Below are 14,213 nucleotides of genomic sequence, written 5' to 3'. Positions count from 1 at the left end.
GTCGATTTCCATATCAAGAGCGGTTCCCCGGCAATAGATAAGGGAACATCCACGGATGCTCCTGGCATAGACTATGACGGGAATTCCAGACCTAAAGGTGCAGGCTACGATATCGGATCCTTTGAGTACTGACAGTGAACTTTCCGAAGAGTAGAAAACCTATGAAGTTGTGGCATGTCGGGCGGGTATTCTAACACGCCCGGCTCCACCTTCTACATTTTTTAGGTAAATTTTATTTTTGGTGGAGAAATAACACTCATCTATCAAACCTGGTTTTCAATTTTGGTACTTTAAAGAAAATATTAGTATTCATATCATACGACTGGAGCGCATGAACAAGATCAGTAATCGGCATGACCGTAGCAATGAGCGGCACATGTTCTATCTCTGCGATTTTAGCCGCTATTTTATCAACATGCGATGCAGAAATCCCATGAATTACAATTAAAGCAGGTTTTAAATTTGTCACCCTGATTGCCACAAGAGGCGACTTGCCTGTAGAAACCCCTGTGAAGATCATAGCTCTCTCGGAGCTCAATCCGTACAGCTTCAGGAACTCATTGCCTGATAGCTGGAGAATGGCTTTTAAGCTATCGACTATAGTATAGCCGTACAGTGGTTTTATATGCTCGCTGCCTGGCTTATAAACGATCTCTCCTCCCACCAGTTTTGTAAAGTCCATTACGGAAATAGGTGAGAAGTACTCATGGATATCATATATAGCGCCTTCACTGAAACCTTCCCGCAATATGCTTTCGTAAGAACGGATTTTCGCTCCTCCCCGCTTTATATCTATGTCCAGGATGGCTTCCACGATTTTACTTACGATAAAAATGCCGGGGCATTTTCTTCTGCCGCTCTCATAGTCACTTATCACTGAAGGGGAAACTCTCAGGAATGCAGCAAGATCAGATTGGGAGATATCAAAATTGGTTCGCCATTTTTTTAATATTTCTCCGGGTCTGTCTGAAAGTGTGATCTCCCCTGCCATTTTTTCAGCTAATTTGCTTTTAATGACCTGATAAGAACCGGTGGTACCAGGAGGAGAAGAGGCGAATGAAGAAGCAACAGCCGCTTTTTCGGTCATGATAATGTAATGGATGATGTGAAGATATATAAAGTTAATCGCTATCGGCTGTGCTTAATCACACCCGAAAAATCATAACGGCATCTGACCCAAAAATGATTACCCCCTTTCACCGGGGCAGCTTGCCCGGCAGCCCCCACGCTAAACAGTGCATCCAGTGGTGAAAAACCGCTAATAAATACCGTTTTCTCTGCAACCGGTAAAGAAGTCGATTCAAGGAAAGATTAAAAATAGGTTAAAAATAGATAATTACAATAAAAATAGAGGTAACGGAACAAGATGATAGATCCTGTTAACAACTTCCAGATACCCGAAGAATGGGTAAAACGCGCAAGAATGTCCATAAAAGAACTCAAGACCTGTATCTCCGGCGGTCGCTTTGTCCTTCTTTCGGACGGTTCGCTGCTGAGGCGGGGCTATACCACAGGGACGACGGCAACCGCTGCTGTAAAAGCATCTGTTTTATCATTAAAAAAGGAGGTCTCTGCGGTCTCTGTTCCCACGCCAGCCGGCATTCGCGCCATCCTCCCTGTCCTTGCAAAGAACGGGAAAGCGTCTGCAACAAAAGACCCGGGCGACCATGCCTTTGATGTAACAGGGGGTATAAAAATCATAGCAGAAGCCAGGGAACACGATAGCATCTTAATAAAAGCAGGCATGGGCATCGGCTCAAAAAAAGGCATACCGGCAATCAACCCATCTCCCATGCGCCAGATAGAAGAAGCGGTAAAAGAGGCGCTATCTGAAACAGGACTGAAAGGAGCATACGTTATTATCTCAGTCCCGGAAGGCGAGGAAATAGCAAAAAAAACCCTTAACGGGAAGCTCGGAATAACCGGGGGGATATCCATTCTCGGCACCACGGGATTCGTAGAACCCTGGAACGAGCATCTTGGTGAGATGAAAGAAGAACTCATAAGGAGCGCTGATAAGCTCATTCTTACTACCGGGCGACTCGGTATGCGGTTCTCCCACATGCTTTTTCCCGGTTACGAAGTTGTGCTTATAGGGAGCGATATCTCAAGGGGATTAAAAGCCGCAAAAGGTGAAGTGATCCTCTGCGGTCTTCCCGGGTTGATACTGAAATGGGCGTTCCCTGGTATCCTGAAAGACAGCGGTTATTTAACGGTACAGGAAATGATAGAAGCCGACATGAAAAACCCTCTTATAGATATGGCTCTTGAAAGAGCGGTAAAGCTATCAGGAAAAAGAGTAGTGCTTTTAAATAGGGATGGTACAGTACTCCGGGACAGCGGTGAGAAAGCGTGAAGATAGTCGGCGTGGGCGCAGGCCCGGACCTCCTGACGCAGGAAGCGATATCTGCCATCGGGAACGCGACGTTGATATTCGGCTCAAGAAGGGCGATAGAACTCGCAAAAGAACATATAAAATGCGAAGCGCATGAGATCACAGATTATTCGTTAAGCTCGCTGCCTCAAGATGCAGTGGTGCTTGCGACAGGCGACCCGATGCTCTCAGGGCTTGGGAAATATGCAAAAATGGGGATGAGATAATCCCGGGAGTATCGTCTCTGCAGCTTGCCTGCTGCCGGCTGCGCCTGGATGTTGATTCGCTTTCTGTGATCACAGCCCATTCGAGGGATATAGAGAAAGTCAAAAACCGGCTTATTATGGAACTAAGAAACGGGAAAAATGTTTTCCTTCTGCCGGATTCATCTTTTGGAGTACATGAGATCGCGCAGCTACTCAAATCACGGAGTATATTCAGTAAGCTCTCGATATGCGAGCGGCTCGCCTACCCTGATGAACGGATATCAACGGGCACAACAGAAGAGCCGCCTGCTGCGGAGTCAAACCTTTACTGCATTGTAATAACAAATGCGTGAATGGCTTATTATTTTTCGTCCCTGGGAATTATTATCTTTTTAATATCATGCCATGTGATGAAAAGAGGGGCTGAGCCATCCGAAGGCTCAAAAAAAACACCTATTGAATCTGCGTGCCTGAGAATACCGGTGTACATCGCTCCTGAGCCTGTCTGCAACCGGACTTTTCTGTTAACGAATACACCAAGATATACTTCAGAAGGCCCTGTTTCTGGTTCGATAGGTTGTTTAATCGTATCCTTATAATGTAAATTCGGAAGAACAAGGTCTGGCAGGACGGCTACCAGCCGGGAAAAGTTCTTGAAAAGCTCATGTGAGTTGTCAAGAATGAGTACTTCAGAGTAAAGAGGAATACTTTTTACTTTGCTCAGGGAAGATTCGGAGTCCTGGACAAGGGGGACTAAAGCGCAGACCTCAAAGTTTTTATAAGATGCTCCAGGCACATTGGACAATGTTTTTTCTAAAGAGACAGGATTGATCTCCTTTGGCTGCCCGTCAAATTCTAATCCTATCCTGTTCATTTCCATCAGTGTCGACTTGAGCTTCAGGATATCGGTTGCCCTGATTATTGCAAGAGATTTCATCTGTTCTAATCAGTTAATATACTCTACTATTAAATAGATTCTGGAATTTAACAAAAAATCAATACTCTACTTGAACTGCGGCTCCAAGGTGATAGATTCACGTGACATAGAGATTACAAGGAATTGTTTTCCTGATGCCAGGAGACCTTGCAGTCCTTTTACGATTATCGGGGCACCTTCTATGGATAGTAATACCAAAACCAGCATGGGAGGAATAAAGAGCAGTCCAAGGACAAGCGCCAGGAAGGCGGCTTGTGCTGACAGGTATATTAAGATACCAGCAAATATAAAGCCCAATACCATTGCCAGTTTCAGTTTTTTGTTAATCATCTAATCCCACATTTTACTGTATTATAACAGCTATATATATTATGTGTTTTGTGAATCCTGAAATATTGCCTGGCTGGTCCGGTAAAAAGTAACAAACCGGCTTATTTAAAGGATATTAAAAAATAATACAGCTCGATTCAAAAAGATATCGCAAAATATATACGTTAGGAGATTAAACCTTATACATACGGTAGGAAAAAAAGGCTTTGTTTGCCGCATTAAGTTACCTCCCATAAAAACAGATCCCCTCAGAGCAACAAACAAATAAAATCTATATTTTTATATAAAATGGGGAAAACGCAAAAAGGGTAAAAAGAGGCATGTATGTACTTCTGAATAGTGCATATTAGGACTATAAATCATGATTGTTACAAGACATATCTCGCTTGATAATGAATGTATCAGCAAGATGGAACCGTATATCGTAAGGCACAATGGCAATTTCAGCGCAGCGGTAAGGGATATTATAGACCGTGCGGGAAAATCGGCTTTCCCTGGAAATTCGTGTGCGATGGATGCTCCTTTGTTCAGATGGATACTGAATGAGATAGATGAAGTGCTTGTCCCGGATGACATCCTGGATGAAATGATAGACCCCGCACTGATGAACTCGATGAGAAAACTTGAGAACTACACTAATCAAAGGTTCGGTGAGCTTGAGTGGGATATCGACATCGTGATAAAAAGCGATAATGATACATTACCTTCCAATATACTGGTGGAAATAAAAGGCATTTCTCAAAAAATAAAGTTCGCAGCCTGCATGCTATCCCAGTACATTGTGAAAAACTCACTTAACAATGAACCACTTGAAATAAAGTCGGTTACCAGTTTCAGCGATTGTATGAAAGTCGAACTGGAAAGATCAGGTAAAAAAGAGGCGCTTGACAGCCTGGTTACTTTCTTCGGGGGGATGGATGAAGTAACTAAAACCATTAAAAGCCGCCCGGCTTTCTGGAAATCAATAGTCAACAGGCATCTTTTAAGTAATTACAGTATGGTCACTGTCCACAGGAATTACTTTGAGGATTTGCTCGCAGACAATATCCCCCTCGGGGAGATAACGATAGAAACCCTGGCAAAAAGACCCATACAGGAGATACCACTTAAAGAGATGCTCCTCCTTATAAAAGAAGTTTATGAAGCTGCCAGGGTAGTTGACAGGGTTGAAATTGAAAATGACAAAATAATAGTATTCCATAATTATCGGAATAAGGAGGCAATCGAAAAATAAAAAAAATACTTATCACGCTTTTAGAAGCTAACGGGCATTTATTCGATGCAAAGTCGACTTGCAATATGATCATGCTGACCCACAGGCCTGACGTGGGTATAAAAGTCAATGAGATCGTAGATACTTTGAAAACAAGCGATAATAGAATGGATCAGGAGTTATTGATGTTCATGACCTTCCTCAGGGGGTTAAAGGACATCCCTAATATATCCCTGTCACTGACCGCCCTTGGCAGGAAGATAGGCAGAGCCCTGATGCAGGAATATGAGAAGGAGAACGGTATTAAAGGCTGGGACCTGGATACTTTCAAAAACGCTTTTGAGATAATCAATTCCAAACTGCATATAGAGAGCGAATGGAAATTAGAGGGGAAAAACCTGCTGTACACCGTAAGGAAGTGCAATATCGCTACTGAAGGGAACAGGTTTGACAAATATGTTTGCCATACTTCAAGGGAAGCATTCAAGGGGGCGCTGAATTACGCATTCGGCAACAGGGCGGAACTGGAGATTAAGAAGTTATTATCCCACGGGGATAATCTTTGCGAAGTTGCTATAAGGATACTCTGAAACAGGGCTCCTGACAAAAGCTAAAGTTTATATGGGTTAGGCGGGTACTACGCATAAAGGCTTTTAATTGGCTAAAATACATAAATTTCTGGCATAAAACATAATATGAAGATTGCATGGGGCATCACAGGTGCCGGTCATTTCCTGTGCGAAAGTTTTGAGATTTTTAAAAAGCTTAAAGAAACGGCAGCGAATCTAAAGGTAACAGCTTTTGTATCCAGGGCAGGAGAAGAAGTGCTCCGGATGTACGGGCTGGCAGATGAGCTTTGCAGGATTTCCCCCGGCAGCTATCTTGAAGAGTGTTTCTTTGAGCGCGAGCAGGGAGCAAGCATACCGAAAGCGGGCAGGTTCCTCCTGCAAAAGTACGACGCTCTTATAATCTCACCCGCCACGTCCAATACTACAGCCAAGATCGCTTACGGGATAGCAGATACCATTGTAACGAACGCAGTTGCCCAGGCAGTAAAAGGGGGAGTGCCTGTTTTTATCGTCCCGGTAGACATAGCCGGCACTATTGAATCGAAAATGCCGTTCTTTATCGACCGCGAGATCTGTATGAGATGCGAAATCTGCCCTCCTGCGGAAAACTGCCCGAACCGGGCTATTACAGACCAGATTGATCTTCTGAAGTGCATCGGATGCGGGCTCTGCGTCAGGCTTTGCAGCTACGGTGCGATAAGAGGCGGGCTCGCCAGGCTCAAAGTACGCGACGCGGATGCAAAGAACGTCAGGATACTAAGAGAGCTTGAGGGGATAACGGTGCTTGATAATCCGCAGGGTATTTCCGGCATTGTGGCGAAATCTATGCAAAAATTGAAGTACTAAACGGCATAAGAAGGACAGGAGGTCTTTACATTGTTCCCCAATAAGAAAGTCCAGACATTAATAGGCTCACGTATCCAGGTTGAGATGAAAGGTGATAAAAATACTCTTGAGGGCAGGCTTGAGAGCGTTGATGATAATTTGAACCTGCATCTTGTAGATACTTTTGAGATCGCAAACGGGGTAAAGTCCCGTTCTCTCGGTTCGGTCGTATTAAGAGGCAATAATATAATCCTGTTGTGCCCTGTCGGGGAATAGAATGGAAGCAGAAGATAAGATTCTGAAATTGATAAAGTCCAGAAAGAATGGCATTTTGCAGAACGAACTCTGGAAGAAGGCTGAGATAGACCGCCGCAAGTGTTCCAGGATAATCGATAAGTTCGAGAAAGAAGGGGTGATCACCAGGCAGCAGGAGACGGATAAGGGTTCGCGGACGTACCGTATTACGTATGTCGAGAAAAAAGAAGAACCAGTCAAGGATTTCAATTTATTACTGGTCGGTGATATGTTTTCCCCATGCACGGGCTGCACCCTTGAATGCGTTCCCCAGTATTGCGTACCGCTCTCTGTGTGGATTCTCGGTCTTGTTAATGAGAAATAAGATAAGCGGGTAAAGTGGAGGGTTAGGGGTGGGTGGTATCTGTAAAAAAGAAACCCGCTTATCCAGTTCGGTTGATAACGAACAGGATATTTAAATAGTTTTCGGTTTTTATCGGGGGCGCAGAAGCTGCCGCAGCTAGCGATTATCATGATTTTTAATTGTTTGTTGGTTCTCGCAATGCGTAAACTATAAATACTTCGTTCGCGTATATACGAACTGTAGTGGGCAGAAATATAAACTTTTTTAATACCACCTCATACCACCATAATCCCCACCTGCTCACTACCACCACCTATCTTTTTCAATAGAACAAGTTATTTTATATTTTACCGCGGCTTTCCTTTCTGGATCAGGGCTATTTTCTCTTCAAAACCCGGGTTTATTATTTCGTTCAAATTCAGCCCAACCTCTTCGGGCTCGTAGCCGAGAGCAATCCCGAGCAACTGGCTGTAATGAACGACCGGGATATTGTATGCCTTCCCTTCTTTTGCCAGTTCGACCTGCCCCCAGTCGTACTGCAAATGGCAGAAAGGGCACGCGTCCACTATGCAATCAACGCCAGCCTTTTGCATCCTCTCAAGCTTATATTCGGTCATCTTCAGCGAGGTCTCAAGCATAGCAGACCTGATGCCTCCTCCAGCGCCGCAGCAGCTTGCCTTCCCTTCATAAGGAACGCTCGCAGCACCCGTAGCTTCCACAAGCTCGTCAAAGAACACAGGGCATTCAGCCCCCCCCAGCTTCCTCTCCTTTGTGGGCTTAAGGAGGTGGCACCCGTAATGCACGGCAGTCCTGAGCTCAAGCGGCTTTTCTATGAGCTTATCCAGCTTCTCTGCGCCTATATCTTTATAGAGGAACTCGATAATGTGCCTTACCTCTATCGTGCCCCGGTATTCTTTTCTGATCTTTTTAAGGTGCGAGTTCGCTTCGTTCCTCAGCGCTGCATCGCTTTTCAGGATGTTATTGGCATCTGTCAAAGAACTGAAACACCCGTTGCATATGGTCAGTATATCGGTATCCTTCTCTTCTGCGAGCACAAGGTTCCTTGAGGCAAGCGTAAGCCAGGTTATCTTATCAAAGGAACGGTAAATCCCCGGCGCAGGACAGCATGCCGCCTCCTTAAGTTCGCTCCACTTAACTTCCAGCCTGTCAAGAACCAGCCTCGTAGCTTTTTCAATACCAGGATAGCGGTTTGGGATGAGGCATCCCGTAAAAAGAGATAGTTCCCTCATGCTATTATCATCTCATCGAACTTTGTCGAGGCAAGGAGCGTCCTTACCTCCTTAAGGGCTTTTTTATGCGCTGCTTCCGGGTTTCCAAGCCCCAGTCTCTTTCGCAGCAGCCGGTGTTTACCATCAATAGGGATAGAGTGTCCTGTCTCGATCAGGAATTTGCACACCTTCCTGTGGGCAGGGAGTATCTCCCCTTTTTTCACGGCTTCGCTCCTGAGTGTGAGTATCGCATCCGTCACCTTGATGCCGCGGGGACAGCGCTCCTGGCAGTTGTAGCAGGTAGCGCACATCCACAGTTCGGGTTCATATGATATGTCTTTTCTTACAGAGTCCCTGACTATTTTCCTTACGTTCAGGCTTGTGTACCTGCCAGCAGGGCAGCTTGCATGGCATGTGCCGCACTGGAGGCAGGTAAGTATCTCGGAGTTTTTCATTGAATGAATAATGTAAATACTTGTATTTAAGACTTTAAGGGATTTGTTAATAGACACCCGAAATTATCTTCCATGCCTGCTTAAATCTTCCTTTAATATCTCGGTATATCTGGATACTTCAGCAGGCTCAAAAATCTGAATAGACTTTATTTGCCGTCCCTGGCCTTTACGGGGATACGTACATTTCAAAAACCTGAGCATCTCAAGCTCTTTGATATGTTCGCTAACTTTGCCCTGGGATATCCAGCTTATATTCAATCCGGTAGCTAGTTTTTTATACTTTTTAAAAACATCCTCTACTGTTACCTCTGTACTCTTTTCATCCCTGTCGAGTAAGTTAATGCATGCACATAATATGAGTTTTGAGTGAAGAGGCAGGGTTTTAAGCTGATTAACCATTCTATCCGAGCCGGTATCAAGTAATCCCATAACTGCACCGCTATTATTTACAGATGCTATTATCTCAATTAACCTTTTCTCAGTTAACAGAATTATAATTAACATTAAGTATAAAGCAATCCATTCATTATCGCTTCAGTTAATAATAAAAGGTGAGAAATTGTTCGCAATCGAGAGCATTCACGCGCGTGAAATACTGGATTCAAGAGGAAATCCGACCGTAGAAGTCGATATTCATACAGCAGCCGGGTTTGGTCGCGCCAGCGTCCCGTCGGGCGCATCCACAGGCACGAACGAGGCGCTTGAGCTAAGGGATAAGGATAAACGGTACCTGGGCAAGGGTGTTGCTAAAGCTGTAATTAATGTAAACACAGAAATAAAGGATGCGCTCATCGGCACGGATGTGCGCGACCAGCGTGAGATTGATGAAATGATGATTGAGCTTGACAACACCCCGAACAAGTCAAGGCTCGGTGCAAATGCCATCCTGGGCGTCTCTATGGCTGCGGCTCATGCAGCTGCGGATTCGCTTGGATTGTCCCTTTACCGCTATCTTGGTGGCACTAACGCGTTCACCCTGCCGGTCCCGACCATGAACGTCATAAACGGGGGAAAACACGCAGGCAACGAGCTTGCGATACAGGAATTCATGATACAGCCCAGGGGCGCGAAGACGTTCTCCGAGGCGCTGCGCATGGGCGCTGAGACGTATCATACCCTGGGCAAATTACTTGTGAAAAAATACGGCAACTCCGCCGTGAACGTTGGATACGAAGGCGGCTATGCCCCGCCTCTTGCCAACACGAAAGATGCGCTTGATGCTCTCACCGGTGCTATTGAAGAAGCCGGGTATGAGGGGGAGATCACCATAGGTCTGGATTCCGCCGCCTCTGAGTTCTGCAATAACGGTACGTACACCATAGATGGAAAGACGTTCTCAGGGGATGACCTTGTAGATTTTTATGCCGACATTGTTAAGACCTATCCTATTCTTTCTATCGAGGACCCTTTCGAGGAAGAGGCGTTCGATGATTTTGCAGCCCTGACAGGGAAAATCAAGGGCACCATTATCGTGGGCGACGACCTTTTCGTAACTAATGTGAAGCGGCTTGAGCAGGGCATAAAAATGAATGCTGCGAATGCGCTGCTGCTGAAGGTCAACCAGATCGGCACGTTATCCGAGGCTTTTGATGCGGCAAGGCTCGCACAGAAAAATAAGTACAAGGTCATCGTAAGCCACAGGTCTGCCGAGACCGAGGATACGACCATTGCGGATATTTCTGTAGCTATCGGCGCCGAGTTAATAAAGACGGGCGCGCCTGCAAGGAGTGAGAGGAACGCGAAGTATAATCAACTGCTGAGGATAGAGGAGGAGCTGGGGAAGGCGGCGCGGTATATAAGGATTTGAGTCAAACAAAGGACATATTGTCTTTTTAGAACCTCAGCGATTCTTTCTGGCAGGGTATCAAGCCTGAAGACAGGGGCCTCTACCGATATAATGGATGAACATTAACACTAATGTTTTAGAAGTGAGGGAACTCCTTTGATTTCGTAACTTTTAGTGGTAGAGCCAATTATAACACAGACATGTATAATTTTTAATAGAGTTAGAAATAATCCGTCCGTACTGTAAATAGGAATAATGTAATAAAACGGTTCGTCTTCCGATAAATAATAATATCACCTCAATCCCTTTAAGCAATGTGATAGCCGGTGAACTCTACGCATTAGCCGCTGCAATTTGCTGGTCGGTGGCAGCCGTTTTCTATAAAAAAGGTATCGGGGCTGGGGCAATACCTGCAGTGTTGATACGCACGTTTTTTGCCATGCTTTTCCTCCTTATATTATACATCCTACTCCGGGGCGGGCATTTTGATTTCACACTTGCCGGGTTTGCGTTCCTGAACCTTGGCGGACTGCTCAGGCTCATTCTCGGGGGTGCGGCTTATATGAAAGGGCTTGAGAACATATCAGTCTCAAGATTCATTCCCATCCTTTTTACTTTTCCTCTCCTCACAATACTGTTAAGTGCCGTGCTGCTGGATGAGAAAATCCGTCCCGAAGTGATTGCAGGCACAGTGTTGATAGTCATCGGGGTATGGATATTGAGCAGGGAACACAATTCAAGAGGTGAGAAAAATGTCAGGCTCGGCGTTTCGTTAGCTGTGCTTGCCGCATTTCTATATGCTTTTTCCATCGTCGCAACAAAGACCGGCTTAAAGGATGTAGATCCCTTACAATCAGCCCTTATAAGCATGCCGATACCGCTCGCATTGTTATATTTTGTTTATTCCATAAGCGAAAGCCCCGGAGCGATTTTTAAATTCAAGAAAGAGGCGTACATATTGCTAGGGCTTGGCGGGATCGCAGGCATGGGTTTTGGGAGCTACTTTTTCTTTGTGAGCCTTACATTGATCGGCGCTGCCAAAGCCACAAGTCTTGCGGCGATTACACCATTCCTTTCAAGCATGATGGCGCTCGTTACTTTAAAAGAGAAGCTGAATCCAGTGCTCGTACTTGGAACAGGCGCAACGATTGCCGGTGTATGGGTAATATTATAATAAATTGTGGGCAAATCGTTTTTTATTCAGTTCTTGCTTATACGCTGCTTTCCCTTCGCAGTTGATAGAGAAAACGGCTTCTGAGCAGTCCTATTGGTTCCTTGCATTATTTCGATAGGCTTATATTCTGTCGCAAACTACGCGCTTGTTACCGGGAGCCTTATTTTTCTAGAAGAGGGAAGGACGAAGGGATTCGGGAGGCAAACCTTCGTCCTTATCTTGTCGTTTTTAGGCCACATGTTGGTGGGGATTGTGGTGGGAGAAAAAAGCTGTGGCCGCGAGCCACCCGGGAATCGGACCCGGTGCCGAGATAATCGGCAACTACCTACAGCCAGATTCTGTCCATCACACGCTTATTATACCTATCCTTTTTAATGATTGTATCTTTTAACGTATTGTTCATTCCTATCCACAGGGATAAGCCCGCCTGCAGGATTTTTTTTAAGAATCGCTGCTGGTACACTCATTTTTTCTATCCTTATCCTTAGTTTATACTATGCTTGCTTCCCATATATACTTTATGCTTATCCGCTTATACCATTATTTGCTTATGTTATTATTCACTTATACTATTACTCACTTATACCACAAAGCATATATATGATTATGACTGTATTTTAAGCACATGGCAAGAATAACTGTCAAAATTGATGATAATTTGGAGAAACAAGTAAGAATTAAAATAGCTCACATGGGCGGTAAAAAGGGCAATTTAGCAAAGGCTGTTGAGGAAGGATTAATGTTGTGGTTACTCGACAAAGCACAGGAAATAACATGAAATAAATGGAAGAGATAGAAATAACTCTCGCCGCGAGATATCATGTGCCATCTCGAATGCCTCCGCAGCTCCGCAGGCGGCGTCGGGAGGGCGCCCATCATCATGTACATGGAGCGATACGACGGCTTAAGTGACTTTGCAAAGTTGTTATTAAGCTGTCTGTTCCATATTTGATTTTTCAGCAACAGCTACATACTCTGCAAATGATTTTGATTCTGGAATAGGCAATTTATCTTCCAATAGTCCATGTATATGCATTTCAATGGCTTCATACATATTCTTTTCAGCTTCTTCGCGGGTGGCGCCTGTAGCCACACATCCTGGTAAATCCGGCGAATATGCCGAGTAGTTATTATTTGCTTTTTCAATTACAACAAGGAAACGATGCATATTACTTCACCTATTCTATCTCACCATCGCTATCTCTTCCCCGCACCTCGGGCATTTCCCATCCTTAATATTATACTCGCTGACCATGAACCCCGTCCTATCAACCAGCAAAGCCCCGCACTCTGGACAGTACGTGTTCTCATACTTGTGCCCCGGAACATTCCCTGTATAAACGAACCTCATCCCCTTTTTCACCGCTATATCATGCGCCATCTCAAGCGTCTCCACAGGCGTCGGGAGCGCATCCGTCATCATGTACATGGGATGGAAACGCGTGAAGTGCAGAGGCGTATCAGCACCGAGGTTATCATACACCCATTTCACCAGCTGGGTTATCTCCTCTCTTGAATCGTTCCTGCCGGGTATGATCAGGGTTATAACTTCAACGTGCATGCCCAGTTCCTTTGCCAGTTTCGTGGACGCAAGGACCGGCGCAAGCCTCGCGCTGCATACTTTTCTGTAGAAGCTCTCTGAGAACGATTTGATGTCCACGCGGTAGGCATCAAGATAGGGCGCCATGCGCCGCAGGGCTTCGGGCGTGATGTAGCCGTTCGTCACGTAAACGGTCTTCAGCCCGGCTTTTTTCGCAAGAACGGCGCTGTCATACGTATATTCATGCCATATCGCGGGCTCGTTGTACGTCCATGAGATCGATTTGCACCCTGCCGCTTTTGCGCGTCTTACCGTCTCATCCGGGGTTATCTCTCTTGTGCGCGCCTCTTCCAGCGTGACCTGCGAGATATTCCAGTTCTGGCAATGCTCGCACCTGAAGTTGCATCCTATGCTGCCCAGGGAATATGAGAGCGTGTCGGGGAGGAAATGGTACAGGGGCTTTTTCTCGATAGGGTCTACAGCCTCGCTTGATACGGTATTATAGATAAGCGAGTGAACTTTCCCGCCGATATTCTTCCGGGTGCCGCAGAATCCGAGTTTCCCTTCCGCTATCCAGCACCTGTGCTCGCATACATTGCATTTTGCCCTGTTATCAGGCAACTGGTCAAAAAGTACCCCTTCTTTGATCATTAACCGACACCACAGTTAAGCGTATCTCTGTAAAGTAGCTCATCATACTACATTTGCATTATTCATATCTCTTTCTCTCCTTATTGAAATTGTTTTTTGGATAGTGTTAACTTAATGTTAATGTTCGATGGAATATCAGGTAAACCATATGCGCTCACCGCAAAGTCGGCTATGAAAGGCATTCATAGACAACAATGAAAAACTAATAATTGTTAAATTGCCTTTTTATTCTATGGTAAGAGCAGAGAAGACCAATTGCGCCCTTGGGTTTTCAACCTGCCGCAAAGTCTGGTCTTTTTCTTGCGAATAGATAACCGTACCTTTGA

Annotated in this window: 20 protein-coding genes; 12 read left to right on the top strand and 8 right to left on the bottom strand. The window is 45.2% G+C overall.

What is annotated here, in order from left to right:
- Positions 1-12 precede the first annotated feature (12 nt).
- Positions 13-132 carry a choice-of-anchor Q domain-containing protein gene (locus MNV_RS21095; RefSeq protein ID WP_394336520.1) on the top strand — a complete coding sequence of 40 codons (120 nt, stop codon included), beginning with the start codon at positions 13-15 and terminating at the stop codon, positions 130-132.
- Positions 133-256: 124 nt separating this feature from the next.
- Here the strand turns inward: MNV_RS21095 and MNV_RS00730 are convergent, their stop codons facing one another.
- Positions 257-1,087: a helix-turn-helix domain-containing protein gene (locus MNV_RS00730; RefSeq protein WP_096203442.1), complete on the bottom strand. Its 831-nt coding sequence runs from the start codon at positions 1,085-1,087 to the stop codon at positions 257-259.
- A gap of 279 nt (positions 1,088-1,366) precedes the next feature.
- Here MNV_RS00730 and MNV_RS00725 point away from each other — a divergent pair, with 279 nt between their 5' ends.
- From MNV_RS00725 to MNV_RS20395, 3 genes are read left to right on the top strand one after another with little or no spacing between them, the layout of a single operon-like run.
- The gene (locus MNV_RS00725) at positions 1,367-2,356 is read left to right on the top strand and encodes a cobalt-precorrin-5B (C(1))-methyltransferase (protein WP_096203441.1); all 990 of its coding nucleotides are present in this window, start codon (positions 1,367-1,369) and stop codon (positions 2,354-2,356) included.
- Positions 2,353-2,601, top strand: a complete 249-nt coding sequence (locus MNV_RS20400; RefSeq protein WP_256999879.1) for an SAM-dependent methyltransferase — start codon at positions 2,353-2,355, stop codon at positions 2,599-2,601. The genes MNV_RS00725 and MNV_RS20400 overlap by 4 nt, the downstream gene beginning before the upstream one ends.
- Positions 2,577-2,933 (top strand): SAM-dependent methyltransferase, encoded by a 357-nt coding sequence (locus tag MNV_RS20395; RefSeq protein ID WP_306453606.1) that lies wholly within the window; start codon positions 2,577-2,579, stop codon positions 2,931-2,933. Before MNV_RS20400 ends, MNV_RS20395 begins: the two co-directional genes overlap by 25 nt.
- An 8-nt stretch (positions 2,934-2,941) precedes the next feature.
- On the opposite strand, the gene MNV_RS00715 is transcribed toward MNV_RS20395, so the two are convergent.
- Positions 2,942-3,517: a DUF356 domain-containing protein gene (locus MNV_RS00715; RefSeq protein ID WP_096203440.1), complete on the bottom strand. Its 576-nt coding sequence runs from the start codon at positions 3,515-3,517 to the stop codon at positions 2,942-2,944.
- 66 nt (positions 3,518-3,583) lie between these two features.
- Positions 3,584-3,847, bottom strand: coding sequence for a hypothetical protein (locus MNV_RS00710; protein WP_096203439.1), 264 nt, complete (start codon positions 3,845-3,847; stop codon positions 3,584-3,586).
- A gap of 361 nt (positions 3,848-4,208) precedes the next feature.
- Between MNV_RS00710 and MNV_RS00705 the strand changes: the two genes are divergently transcribed.
- From MNV_RS00705 to MNV_RS00685, 5 genes are all read left to right on the top strand, one after another.
- Positions 4,209-5,081: a hypothetical protein gene (locus tag MNV_RS00705; protein WP_096203438.1), complete on the top strand. Its 873-nt coding sequence runs from the start codon at positions 4,209-4,211 to the stop codon at positions 5,079-5,081.
- 71 nt (positions 5,082-5,152) lie between these two features.
- Positions 5,153-5,650 (top strand): hypothetical protein, encoded by a 498-nt coding sequence (locus tag MNV_RS00700; RefSeq protein ID WP_143311548.1) that lies wholly within the window; start codon positions 5,153-5,155, stop codon positions 5,648-5,650.
- A 105-nt stretch (positions 5,651-5,755) separates the two neighbouring features.
- Positions 5,756-6,475: a dihydromethanopterin reductase (acceptor) gene (locus tag MNV_RS00695; RefSeq protein ID WP_096203436.1), complete on the top strand. Its 720-nt coding sequence runs from the start codon at positions 5,756-5,758 to the stop codon at positions 6,473-6,475.
- Positions 6,476-6,505: 30 nt separating this feature from the next.
- Positions 6,506-6,730 (top strand): LSM domain-containing protein, encoded by a 225-nt coding sequence (locus MNV_RS00690; RefSeq protein ID WP_096203435.1) that lies wholly within the window; start codon positions 6,506-6,508, stop codon positions 6,728-6,730.
- 1 nt (position 6,731) lies between these two features.
- The gene (locus MNV_RS00685) at positions 6,732-7,073 is read left to right on the top strand and encodes a helix-turn-helix transcriptional regulator (protein ID WP_096203433.1); all 342 of its coding nucleotides are present in this window, start codon (positions 6,732-6,734) and stop codon (positions 7,071-7,073) included.
- A gap of 326 nt (positions 7,074-7,399) precedes the next feature.
- On the opposite strand, the gene hdrB is transcribed toward MNV_RS00685, so the two are convergent.
- The 3 genes from hdrB to MNV_RS00670 form a co-directional block, all read right to left on the bottom strand.
- Positions 7,400-8,302, bottom strand: coding sequence for a CoB--CoM heterodisulfide reductase subunit B (gene hdrB / locus MNV_RS00680; protein ID WP_096203432.1), 903 nt, complete (start codon positions 8,300-8,302; stop codon positions 7,400-7,402).
- Entirely contained in the window at positions 8,299-8,736 is a 438-nt protein-coding gene (gene hdrC, locus MNV_RS00675; RefSeq protein ID WP_096203431.1) for a CoB--CoM heterodisulfide reductase subunit C, read from the bottom strand. The genes hdrB and hdrC overlap by 4 nt, the downstream gene beginning before the upstream one ends.
- A 63-nt stretch (positions 8,737-8,799) precedes the next feature.
- A complete protein-coding gene (locus tag MNV_RS00670) occupies positions 8,800-9,165 on the bottom strand; it encodes a Cdc6/Cdc18 family protein (protein WP_179293719.1) in 366 nt (121 codons plus the stop codon).
- A gap of 112 nt (positions 9,166-9,277) precedes the next feature.
- Between MNV_RS00670 and eno the strand changes: the two genes are divergently transcribed.
- The 3 genes from eno to MNV_RS19205 all read left to right on the top strand — a co-directional run bounded on the left by eno (position 9,278) and on the right by MNV_RS19205 (position 12,474).
- A complete protein-coding gene (eno, locus tag MNV_RS00665; RefSeq protein WP_096203429.1) occupies positions 9,278-10,543 on the top strand; it encodes a phosphopyruvate hydratase in 1,266 nt (421 codons plus the stop codon).
- Positions 10,544-10,838: 295 nt separating this feature from the next.
- On the top strand, positions 10,839-11,696 hold the full coding sequence (locus MNV_RS00660; protein WP_096203427.1) for a DMT family transporter: 858 nt from the start codon (positions 10,839-10,841) through the stop codon (positions 11,694-11,696).
- A 625-nt stretch (positions 11,697-12,321) separates the two neighbouring features.
- Positions 12,322-12,474 (top strand): hypothetical protein, encoded by a 153-nt coding sequence (locus tag MNV_RS19205; protein ID WP_179293718.1) that lies wholly within the window; start codon positions 12,322-12,324, stop codon positions 12,472-12,474.
- A gap of 150 nt (positions 12,475-12,624) precedes the next feature.
- Here MNV_RS19205 and MNV_RS00655 read toward each other — a convergent pair whose 3' ends face one another.
- Together MNV_RS00655 and amrS are read right to left on the bottom strand one after the other, a co-directional pair.
- Entirely contained in the window at positions 12,625-12,864 is a 240-nt protein-coding gene (locus MNV_RS00655; protein ID WP_096203425.1) for a type II toxin-antitoxin system HicB family antitoxin, read from the bottom strand.
- Between the two features lie 15 nt (positions 12,865-12,879).
- Positions 12,880-13,887 carry an AmmeMemoRadiSam system radical SAM enzyme gene (amrS, locus tag MNV_RS00650; protein WP_096203424.1) on the bottom strand — a complete coding sequence of 336 codons (1,008 nt, stop codon included), beginning with the start codon at positions 13,885-13,887 and terminating at the stop codon, positions 12,880-12,882.
- Positions 13,888-14,213 lie beyond the last annotated feature (326 nt).

It is taken from the genome of Candidatus Methanoperedens nitratireducens (genome assembly GCF_900196725.1).
GTDB lineage: Archaea > Halobacteriota > Methanosarcinia > Methanosarcinales > Methanoperedenaceae > Methanoperedens > Methanoperedens nitroreducens_A.
Note: the sequence above shows the minus strand (reverse complement) of the source record. Positions and strands in the feature narration are given on the sequence as shown.

Bases quoted from the DNA above. Each gene is read 5' to 3' on its own strand.
- MNV_RS00715 (WP_096203440.1), bottom strand. From the start codon at position 3,517: ATGAAATCTCTTGCAATAATCAGGGCAACCGATATCCTGAAGCTCAAG.
- MNV_RS00670 (WP_179293719.1), bottom strand. From the start codon at position 9,165: ATGGGATTACTTGATACCGGCTCGGATAGAATGGTTAATCAGCTTAAA.
- MNV_RS00685 (WP_096203433.1), top strand. From the start codon at position 6,732: ATGGAAGCAGAAGATAAGATTCTGAAATTGATAAAGTCCAGAAAGAAT.
- MNV_RS00730 (WP_096203442.1), bottom strand. From the start codon at position 1,087: ATGACCGAAAAAGCGGCTGTTGCTTCTTCATTCGCCTCTTCTCCTCCT.
- MNV_RS00695 (WP_096203436.1), top strand. From the start codon at position 5,756: ATGAAGATTGCATGGGGCATCACAGGTGCCGGTCATTTCCTGTGCGAA.
- MNV_RS00710 (WP_096203439.1), bottom strand. From the start codon at position 3,847: ATGATTAACAAAAAACTGAAACTGGCAATGGTATTGGGCTTTATATTT.
- MNV_RS19205 (WP_179293718.1), top strand. From the start codon at position 12,322: ATGGCAAGAATAACTGTCAAAATTGATGATAATTTGGAGAAACAAGTA.
- MNV_RS00705 (WP_096203438.1), top strand. From the start codon at position 4,209: ATGATTGTTACAAGACATATCTCGCTTGATAATGAATGTATCAGCAAG.
- hdrC (WP_096203431.1), bottom strand. From the start codon at position 8,736: ATGAAAAACTCCGAGATACTTACCTGCCTCCAGTGCGGCACATGCCAT.
- hdrB (WP_096203432.1), bottom strand. From the start codon at position 8,302: ATGAGGGAACTATCTCTTTTTACGGGATGCCTCATCCCAAACCGCTAT.
- MNV_RS00725 (WP_096203441.1), top strand. From the start codon at position 1,367: ATGATAGATCCTGTTAACAACTTCCAGATACCCGAAGAATGGGTAAAA.
- MNV_RS00700 (WP_143311548.1), top strand. From the start codon at position 5,153: ATGCTGACCCACAGGCCTGACGTGGGTATAAAAGTCAATGAGATCGTA.
- MNV_RS00655 (WP_096203425.1), bottom strand. From the start codon at position 12,864: ATGCATCGTTTCCTTGTTGTAATTGAAAAAGCAAATAATAACTACTCG.
- amrS (WP_096203424.1), bottom strand. From the start codon at position 13,887: ATGATCAAAGAAGGGGTACTTTTTGACCAGTTGCCTGATAACAGGGCA.